Source organism: Nocardia sp. NPDC059764 (assembly GCF_042732555.1).
GTDB lineage: Bacteria > Actinomycetota > Actinomycetes > Mycobacteriales > Mycobacteriaceae > Nocardia.
Genome location: NZ_JBHWHH010000264.1, coordinates 1 through 7,319 on the forward strand (window position 1 = coordinate 1; position 7,319 = coordinate 7,319).

Consider the following 7,319-nt stretch of genomic DNA (forward strand, 5'->3'; position numbering starts at 1 on the left):
GGTGTGAAAAGCATTGATTCCAAATATGATCCGGCGATGATCAACTCCTCGCGGATCGCCCGCGCCGGGCTGCTCGGCGCGCCGGCGCTCGCGCTGCCATTGCTGTTGACCCCGACCGCCCATGCCGCCATCGACAATTTCGGCGTCGATTGCGGGACACCCGCCGTTCCCTGCCACGTATCGATCACGACCAAGGGGGCCGACCGGCTCAGCCCGGTGACCTTGACGGTCAACGGCACCGTCATCGGTCAGGACACCCCGTACACCAGCGCAGACGGGCTCAATGGGTTCGCGCAGATCACCTGGACCCCACCGGCCGTGGGCGCGTACACCTTGACGGTCACTCAGGGCGCCTCCTCGCGTTCGGTCAATGTGAGCATCTGCCCGAAGAATCCGTCGACCTATCCTGACATCTCGTTCTCGCCGGGATCCGCCGTGTCGAGCGCGTGCGGCATCATCGGCAGCGCCGTGAACTCCGGCTCCGCGTCGGGTTCGGCGGCTGCCGTGCTGCCGATCTTCAGCGGCTCCGCGGGCATGTGATCGCGCATCGACTTCGTTTGAGCTGCAACGGAATCCCTGGTCGATCCCCGTCGACCGGGGATTCCCCATTTCGGAGCAGGTCCGATACGCTGCGCAGCGTCAATCACCCCGAGCATGAGGATTTATCGATGGGTTCTGCCGTTCTCGAGATCGTCAATGTCATCCTGACCCACGTCAACGCGACCGTGTCGTGGTTCACCTCGGGCTCGGCGGGCCCGATCCCGCTGTAAGACCGCGCGGACGACAGCGCGAACCCCTCCACCGTACGGACGGCGGAGGGGTTCGGGCGTATTCGGGTCAGAGGGCAGCGGAGGCGGTGGCGAATTCGCCGGCGGAGGCCAGGGCGGCGTCCTCCTCGACCTCATGCGGGGTCAGGCGGCGGCCGGTGTGGCCGAGGCCGAAGCCGGCCAGCAGCGCCGCCACCGCGAAGAAGGCCGCACCCGTCAGGAAGGCGATGCGGTAGGCGCCTTCGGCCGGGAGCGCGATCACCGCACCGTTGGGCAGGGCGTGGCCGAGGGTGTCGCTGGTGAGGATGGTGACGACCAGGGCGCTGCCGATCGCGCCGCCGATGGTGCGCATGATCGAGTTGATCGAGTTGGCGATGCCGGTCTCGTGCGGCGCCACATTGGCGACCAGGAGAGCGGGCATGGCGGCGTACGCGATCGCGATGGCGGCATTCGCGATGATCAGTGCGACAACGACTTCCGAGCCGGTCGTGTGCAGCAGCGCCAGGGCGGTGAGTGCGAACAGGCCGATGATGCTGGCGAGCAACAGGACGTAGCGTGCCCCGATCCGCCCGACCAGGCGGCCGGCGATCGGGCCCATCACGACCGAGACCACCGCACCCGGCAGCATGAAGGCCACGCTGGTGCGCAGTACGGAGGCGTCGAAACCGAAGCCCGCCAGCGCCCGCGGCGTCGCCACGAAGTAGGTCGCCCCGAGGAACACGCTGAACATCGCGAAACCGACGCAGAAGCTGGCCAGATTGGTCACCGCGACCGGGCGATGCGCCAGCAGCGAGGTCGCCACCAGCGGCGAACGCAGCTTGGACTGCAGCACCAGGAACCCGGCCAGCACGACCACCGCGGCGATGAACAGTCCGATCACCCGGACACTGCCCCAACCCCATTCGTGGCCTTGGGAAATCGGCAGCAGCAAGCAGACCAGACCGACACCGAGCACGGCGGCGCCCACATAGTCGACGCGACCGCCCTGGCCCGCGCGCCGCGGCAGGGTGAAGAACGCCAGCGCCAGCACCACCACCGTCAGCACGACGCACAGCCAGAAGATGCGACGGTAATCCGCGCCGCCCTGCGTCAGCAGACCCGTGGCCACCAGCGCGACACCGCTGCCCACGCCCAGCGTGGACGCGGTGACGGCCAGCGCCCCGGTCAGGCGCTCGGCGGGAAGTTCCTGGCGCAGCACGCTGATCGCCAGCGGGAACAGTCCGAAACTGGCCCCCTGCAAGGCCCTTCCGACGATGAGTAGATCGATGCTGTGCGCCGAGGCGGCGATCAAGCTGCCGGCCAGCGTCACCGCCAGCGTCGCCAGGATGACCGGCTTGTGTCCGTAGACATCACCCAATCGCCCGAGCAGTGGCGTCAGCGCCGAGGCGGCCAGCATGGTCGCGGTCGTGACCCATCCGACGGTGGTCGCCGAGACACCGAGCTGCACACCGATCTGCGGCAGCGCGGGCACCGGCAGGGTCTGGGCCATGGCCAGAAGGAACACGGTGCTGGCCATGGTCAGCACGATCGCGGTCGGCGAGGGGGAACGCCGATGCTCGAGCGGGGAGGTCATTCGTGAAACCCTACGACGGAATCGACACAGTGTCGATTATGATAGACGCCACGTCCATTACAGGAATGCAACTCGAATAGGGTGAACACATGGCGCAGCAGGGCGGACGCAAGGTGAACCAGACCCGAGTCACGACCGAAGGACTGCGCCGCCGCGGCGCCGTATCGAAGGGTGATCAGCGCGAGGCCGAGATCCTCCACGCGACCCGCCGGCTGCTGACCGAGAAGCCGATGGCCAACTTGACCGTCGACGACATCACCACCGCGACAGGCATTTCGCGCACCAGCTTCTACTTCTATTTCCCGTCCAAACACGCGGTTCTCGCGCGCCTGATGGAGGATGTGAGCGACGGCTACGCCAAGACCCACGTCTGGCTGCCGTCCGCCGGCCCGCAGCGCGAGCTCCTGCGCACCCAACTCGCCGGGACGGCCGCGATCTGGCACGACAACAGCACGATCCTGGTCTGCTCACTGGAGGGATACGACAACAACTACCCGCCACTGACCGAATTCATCGCCACCATCCAGAACCGATTCACCAGCGCGCTGGCCGCCAAGATCGAGCGCGACCGCGCGGCCGGCCTCGCTCCCGAGGGCATCGACTCGGCAACGCTGGCGATTCTCGTCACCCTGATGCGCGACGGCCGGCTGTCGCAGTTGTCCGCGGCGCCCCCGAACGAGGTGACTCGCGGCCTCGACGACCTCACCGAAGCGATCCTGCGCCTGATCTACGGCCGACTGGACTGACCCGGCCGATAGATGCCCCGTATGGCATCTATCGGGACCACGGCCCCGCTCCTGTCCGCCGACCTTACTGATTCACCTGTGCGCCGGGCAGTGTCACAGCCGGAGCCGATCGGACGTTTTCCGAGTCAGCTGACCACGATGACCGATTTGCCGCGCGAGTGGCCGGCGGCCAGGTGCGCGATGGCGGCGGGCGCTTCGGGCAGGGCGTAGGTGCGGTCGATGTGCGGGACGACTGCACCCGCGGTCGCGAGTTCGGCAAGCGTGACCAGGGCTTCGGGCTTGGGCAGGGCCAACAGGGCGCGCAGACGCTGCCGCGAGAAGGGTGAGAGCAACTCGGCGCGCACCGAACGGCCCAGGCCGCCGAAGAAGCGGCCGCCGCCCTCACCCCCGCCGAGAACCAGGGTGCCGGTCTCGGTCAGCAGGGAGCGCAACAACGCCAGCGGGCGGTTTCCGGCCATATCGAGGATGAGATCGTAACGGCCGCTGAGCTTTTCGGTCCGGTAGTCGATGACGTGATCCGCGCCGAGCCCGGTGACGAAGGCCGCGGACGCACCCGAGCACACACCGGTCACCTCCGCGCCGTAGTGCTTGGCGAGCTGGACCGCCAGGTGACCGACACCGCCGGAGGCGCCGATGATCAGCACACGGTGACCGGCTTCGAGGCGGCCCGCGTCGCGCAAGCCGGTGAGCGCGGTCGTACCCGAGATCGGTAGCGCCGCAGCCTGTTCAAAGCTCAGGTTCGCGGGCTTGCCTTGCAGCTTGACCGCAGGGGCGGCGGCGAATTCGGCGAACGAACCGGGGACCGTCCCGAAGACCTCGTCTCCGGGCTCGAATGCGGTGACCTTCGGGCCGATCGCTTCGACGATGCCCGCGACGTCCCAGCCGCGCACCCGCTCCCGGGGTTTGCCGGGGCCCAGCGCGAGCCGGGCGACCAGCGGTTCGCCGGTCATCATGTGCCAGACACTGGGGTCCACACCCGCGGCACGAACCCGGACGAGAACCCCGTCCGGACCCGGATGCGGGGTGGGAATATCGCTGTAGGACAACACATCAACGGTGCCGTACACGTCCTGGGTGATGGCTTTCATGACTCTTCCCCTTCCGGATATTCGAAGATCTCGTCCAGCGGTGCACCGAACACCCGGGCGATCTGGAACGCCATCTCCAGCGACGGTGAGTATTTGCCCTGTTCGATGGCGTTGACGGTCTGCCGGGTCACGCCGAGCCGGTCGGCCAGCTCGGCCTGGGTCATCTCGCCGTGCGAGAACCGCAGGGCGCGAATGTTGTTGGTGACCTTCGTGGGTTTCACCATGGCCGCATCCCCCGCCGATAGGCCTCCAGCTTGGCGGCCGCGCCGACGACCGCGGACAGCGTGAATCCGAGGTAGATGACATTGGCGATCCAGAAGGTGTCACCGTCGACCAGGGCCAGCACCAGCGCCGCGATGGCGCCGAGAACGACGAATGCTTGGCCGACATGCGTTCCGCGCAGGTCGATTTCACGGTCGCGCTGATCGCGCCGGTCGCGATCGCGGGACCCGATAGCGATGGCGATGGCAGCCACGATCGAGGCCGCGATGGAACCACCGATCGCCCACAGCATCGGCGCGACATAGGCGACCTCGACCAGCGCCGCGTGCCGCGCCCGCACCAGCACGACGATCAGGTAGATCGCGTACGAGACGACGGCCACGACACCCAGGATCCAGGTTCGCTTCTCCTCGTAGGGCATGCGATCAGTGTAAAGAAAACACGACAGTATGTACAGAATTCTTTACATAGTTGCGAAACAGCCTTCGCCGCAACCGATTCCATCCGCTAGTGTCGGAACCATGGCCGATCTCGAAGCCCTGGACCGTATCGAATCGCTCGGTCCGGAATTCTTCGCCGACCCGCACGCCCACTACCGTCGCTGGCGCGAGGACGGCCCGGTGCGGCAGGTGCGATTCCCGGACGGGATCGTGCGGTGGGTCGTGCTGGACTACGCGGCGGGGCGGGCCGCGTTGAACGATCCGCGGTTGCGCAAGGCGGCGGCGGTCAACGACGAGCTGCTCAGCCGCAAACGCGGTGCGCCGCCGTCGGATCCGAAGCAGCTGGCGGTGCTGACCCACATGCTGAGCACCGATCCGCCGGGGCATACACGATTGCGGAAGCTGGTGACCCGGGCGTTCACGCCGCGGCGGGTCGCCGAGCTGGCGCCTCGAATCGAGGAGATCACCGACGGGCTGCTCGACGCGCTGGCGGGCCGGGACGAAGTGGATCTGCTGCGCGAGTTCGCGGAACCGCTGCCGATCACGGTGATCTGCGAGTTGCTGGGGGTGCCGCTCGGGGATCGCGACGATTTCCAGGAGTGGACTCGGGCACTCGTCGCGGTGGCGGGGCTGGAGGAGAATCGGGCCGGCGCCGCGGCGGCCATGGCGGACTATCTGACCAGGCTGGTGCGGGCGAAACGGGAACGCCCCGAATCGGATCTGCTGTCGGCGCTGGTGCTGCCGGCCGACGACGGCGACACCCTGACCGAGACCGAACTGGTCGGGATGGCCACGCTGCTGTTGATCGCGGGCCACGACACCACCGTGAACCTGATCGCCAACGGCACCCTCGCATTGCTGCGCAACCCGGAACAGTTGCGCGCCTTGCAGACCGATCCGGACGCGATTCCGGCCGCCATCGAGGAGTTCCTGCGCTTCGACGGACCGGTGAACATGAGCACCGTCCGCCACACGACCGAACCGGTCACCATCGCCGGAACCGACATCCCCGCAGGCGAATTCGTCTTCGTCGCACTCCCCGCCGCCAATCGCGACCCGGAGCGCTACCAGGAACCCGACGCCCTGGATCCGACCCGCGACACCGGCGGCCATCTGGCTTTCGGCCACGGCATCCACTTCTGCGTCGGCGCTCCCCTGGCTCGCCTGGAAGCGCGAGTCGCCTTCTCGGCCTTGCTCTCCCGATTCCCGGACCTGCGTCTGGCGCGCCCGGCGCAGGAGCTGGAATGGCATCCGAGCACCCTCATGCACGGGCTGAAGGAGCTGCCCGTCCAGCTCTGGGCGGGTCCATAGGCGGCCGCGCGGATCGGGGATTTCCGCGCGACTCGCCCATCGCCGAAGCGATGAGCGTCACAAAACTGATCGGTCGACCACGGCTAATGGTTGGCGAATGACGAGGCCGGGCGAAAAAACGTCGCGGCCCATTCGCGACAGAACAAACCGAGTGGTCACCTTTCGATAAAACTTCACCTTCCGAAACCGTTCGATGCGCTAACGTCACTCAGGCCATACTGGTGGGACCGCATTTTCGGACAATGTGGAGGTGTCGCAAGAATGGTCGGGACAGCAACGTCGCCGAGAGAAAGCCAGCGCCTCGCCGCATGGTTCGACGCGGTCAAGCAAGCCCCACCACAATCAAAATTTTTTGCTATTGGTTTGCTGTCTTTAATACCGGCACTCCTGACCAGCGGTCCAATTCTGGCGGCCATGGCGATCTGGTACCGCGGCAGCCGCAGTCTCGAAGCCAGCGCGACGCTGTTCTTCGCGACGCTGATCCTGATGGCGATGTTCGCCGTCTCGGCGTTGTCCCTCGGCGCGGCCTGGCGCCGCAGCCGCACCACCCCGATGCCGGCCGACGTGCAGGGTTGACCCCGCCGCGAAGAGAACGAGCTGCCTCATGACCGTAGTGATTGTTCCTTCCGTTCCCCGCCCCATCGCGCTGCTGCCCTGCCGGCGGATCACGCTCAGCTTCCAAGCCGAGCAGACCCGATTGCGCGACACCGCCTCGCGGCTCGCCCTCCTGTGCCACCGCCGCTGGCTGGGTCGCTCCGACTTCGACATGTTCCCGCCGCTGCACCGCTGGGGCGCGGTCCCCACTCTGCCGTTGCCGCAGGGACTTCCGACGCCGCACAGCCTGATCAGCGCCGCGGCCCAGGGCGCGCGTCTGGCCGCGGCCACCCCGGTCGAATTCCTGGCCGCCGCGATCATGCTGTCCACCGGCTGCCCGGCGGCCGCGACCACCGACCCGCTCGCTCCCACGCCGGGACCGAGCCTGACCGCGCAACCGCTGAGCCTGTCGATCCTGGCCATGGACGAGGACGACGCCAGCCTGGCCGTCGACCTCGCCGCCACGGCCATCGCCGTCTCCGGCGGGCGGATCTCGCAGCGGCACGAGGACTGGATTCCCCTCGACGAGGAGCTGCCCCAGCACACCGGGACCCACGGCTCGGTGGCCGGTCCGGCAC

Annotated in this window: 9 protein-coding genes; 5 read left to right on the forward strand and 4 right to left on the reverse strand. The window is 67.5% G+C overall.

Annotated elements, in window-relative coordinates; all coding sequences use genetic code 11:
- The first annotated feature begins 36 nt into the window (after window positions 1-36).
- Window positions 37-540, forward strand: a complete 504-nt coding sequence (locus ACFV4K_RS33685; RefSeq protein ID WP_379280341.1) for a hypothetical protein — start codon at window positions 37-39, stop codon at window positions 538-540.
- 297 nt (window positions 541-837) lie between these two features.
- Here the strand turns inward: ACFV4K_RS33685 and ACFV4K_RS33690 are convergent, their stop codons facing one another.
- On the reverse strand, window positions 838-2,340 hold the full coding sequence (locus ACFV4K_RS33690; RefSeq protein ID WP_379280342.1) for an MFS transporter: 1,503 nt from the start codon (window positions 2,338-2,340) through the stop codon (window positions 838-840).
- Between the two features lie 89 nt (window positions 2,341-2,429).
- On the opposite strand from ACFV4K_RS33690, the gene ACFV4K_RS33695 reads away from it, so the two are divergent.
- The gene (locus tag ACFV4K_RS33695) at window positions 2,430-3,086 is read left to right on the forward strand and encodes a TetR/AcrR family transcriptional regulator (RefSeq protein WP_379280343.1); all 657 of its coding nucleotides are present in this window, start codon (window positions 2,430-2,432) and stop codon (window positions 3,084-3,086) included.
- Between the two features lie 125 nt (window positions 3,087-3,211).
- Here ACFV4K_RS33695 and ACFV4K_RS33700 read toward each other — a convergent pair whose 3' ends face one another.
- From ACFV4K_RS33700 to ACFV4K_RS33710, 3 genes are read right to left on the reverse strand one after another with little or no spacing between them, the layout of a single operon-like run.
- Entirely contained in the window at window positions 3,212-4,174 is a 963-nt protein-coding gene (locus tag ACFV4K_RS33700) for an NAD(P)-dependent alcohol dehydrogenase (protein WP_379280344.1), read from the reverse strand.
- Window positions 4,171-4,398, reverse strand: coding sequence for a helix-turn-helix transcriptional regulator (locus ACFV4K_RS33705; RefSeq protein WP_379280345.1), 228 nt, complete (start codon window positions 4,396-4,398; stop codon window positions 4,171-4,173). Before ACFV4K_RS33705 ends, ACFV4K_RS33700 begins: the two co-directional genes overlap by 4 nt.
- Window positions 4,392-4,817, reverse strand: a complete 426-nt coding sequence (locus ACFV4K_RS33710; protein WP_379280346.1) for a hypothetical protein — start codon at window positions 4,815-4,817, stop codon at window positions 4,392-4,394. The genes ACFV4K_RS33705 and ACFV4K_RS33710 overlap by 7 nt, the downstream gene beginning before the upstream one ends.
- 100 nt (window positions 4,818-4,917) lie before the next feature.
- On the opposite strand from ACFV4K_RS33710, the gene ACFV4K_RS33715 reads away from it, so the two are divergent.
- From ACFV4K_RS33715 to ACFV4K_RS33725, 3 genes are all read left to right on the forward strand, one after another.
- Window positions 4,918-6,147, forward strand: coding sequence for a cytochrome P450 (locus tag ACFV4K_RS33715; protein ID WP_379280347.1), 1,230 nt, complete (start codon window positions 4,918-4,920; stop codon window positions 6,145-6,147).
- Window positions 6,148-6,408: 261 nt separating this feature from the next.
- On the forward strand, window positions 6,409-6,723 hold the full coding sequence (locus ACFV4K_RS33720) for a hypothetical protein (protein ID WP_379280348.1): 315 nt from the start codon (window positions 6,409-6,411) through the stop codon (window positions 6,721-6,723).
- A gap of 28 nt (window positions 6,724-6,751) precedes the next feature.
- A partial coding sequence (locus ACFV4K_RS33725; protein WP_379280349.1) for a hypothetical protein occupies window positions 6,752-7,319 on the forward strand: 568 nt, incomplete at its 3' end.

What these genes read in the sequence shown, in the direction of transcription:
- ACFV4K_RS33685 (WP_379280341.1), top strand. Translation starts at nt 37, where the DNA reads ATGATCAACTCCTCGCGGATCGCCCGCGCCGGGCTGCTCGGCGCGCCG.
- ACFV4K_RS33690 (WP_379280342.1), bottom strand. Translation starts at nt 2,340, where the DNA reads ATGACCTCCCCGCTCGAGCATCGGCGTTCCCCCTCGCCGACCGCGATC.
- ACFV4K_RS33695 (WP_379280343.1), top strand. Translation starts at nt 2,430, where the DNA reads ATGGCGCAGCAGGGCGGACGCAAGGTGAACCAGACCCGAGTCACGACC.
- ACFV4K_RS33700 (WP_379280344.1), bottom strand. Translation starts at nt 4,174, where the DNA reads ATGAAAGCCATCACCCAGGACGTGTACGGCACCGTTGATGTGTTGTCC.
- ACFV4K_RS33705 (WP_379280345.1), bottom strand. Translation starts at nt 4,398, where the DNA reads ATGGTGAAACCCACGAAGGTCACCAACAACATTCGCGCCCTGCGGTTC.
- ACFV4K_RS33710 (WP_379280346.1), bottom strand. Translation starts at nt 4,817, where the DNA reads ATGCCCTACGAGGAGAAGCGAACCTGGATCCTGGGTGTCGTGGCCGTC.
- ACFV4K_RS33715 (WP_379280347.1), top strand. Translation starts at nt 4,918, where the DNA reads ATGGCCGATCTCGAAGCCCTGGACCGTATCGAATCGCTCGGTCCGGAA.
- ACFV4K_RS33720 (WP_379280348.1), top strand. Translation starts at nt 6,409, where the DNA reads ATGGTCGGGACAGCAACGTCGCCGAGAGAAAGCCAGCGCCTCGCCGCA.